This is a genomic window from Salmonella sp. SG203 (genome assembly GCF_013350575.1).
GTDB lineage: Bacteria > Pseudomonadota > Gammaproteobacteria > Enterobacterales > Enterobacteriaceae > Salmonella > Salmonella enterica.
Genome location: NZ_SNMT01000100.1, coordinates 1 through 576, shown reverse-complemented (window position 1 = coordinate 576; position 576 = coordinate 1). Strand labels below are relative to the sequence as shown.

Here is a 576-nt window from a genome sequence, read left to right as displayed (position 1 = left end):
GAACGGGGTGGTGGATGTGGTACGCCAGGGACTGCCCGGCGTCTGTATGAGCGGTCCGGAGGTCCACACGCATATTGATGAGGGGTTGTTCAGGCGTCTGGGGCTGCCGGAGGAACTGATTGCCGGAGACCGGGAGACGTACATCCGTGCGGTGGTCCGTCTGGCGGAGGACGATGCCTGGCGTGAATCGCTGCAGGCGCAGCTGCAGGAGAACGACCCGGAGCAGGTACTGTTCACGGGACATCCTGAGAAGTTTGCGGCGGCGGTGCAGGCCCTGTGGGAGGCGTCTGTTTCCGGCCGGGAGGAGGGGGCGCCATGAAAGCACGTGAAACGGCACCGCATATCCGCCGTCCGGGGAAAGTGTACCGGACGGAGGACTATGACGACGAGGGCAACCTGAAGGCGCCGGTGTGGCTGTGGGCGGTGGTGGCGTGGATGCTGCTGCCGTGGTGGCTGACGGCCGCCGGGATAGTGTCACACAACACGCCGGCGCTGGCGGAGGCGCTGTACCCGACGATGACGGTCACGGTGATAAACCTGGTGGCGGCGCTGCCGGCAGCCCTGCTGTGTGCGGTG

Annotated in this window: 1 protein-coding gene and 1 pseudogene; both read left to right on the top strand. The window is 66.3% G+C overall.

The genetic code is table 11. The features are described from left to right. Positions 1–319: pseudogene (locus tag HV477_RS27985) on the top strand (cobalt ABC transporter permease); the annotation flags it as partial. Next, a partial coding sequence (locus tag HV477_RS27980) for a DUF2919 family protein (RefSeq protein ID WP_175065758.1) occupies positions 316–576 on the top strand: 261 nt, incomplete at its 3' end. The pseudogene HV477_RS27985 and the gene HV477_RS27980, both read left to right, overlap by 4 nt.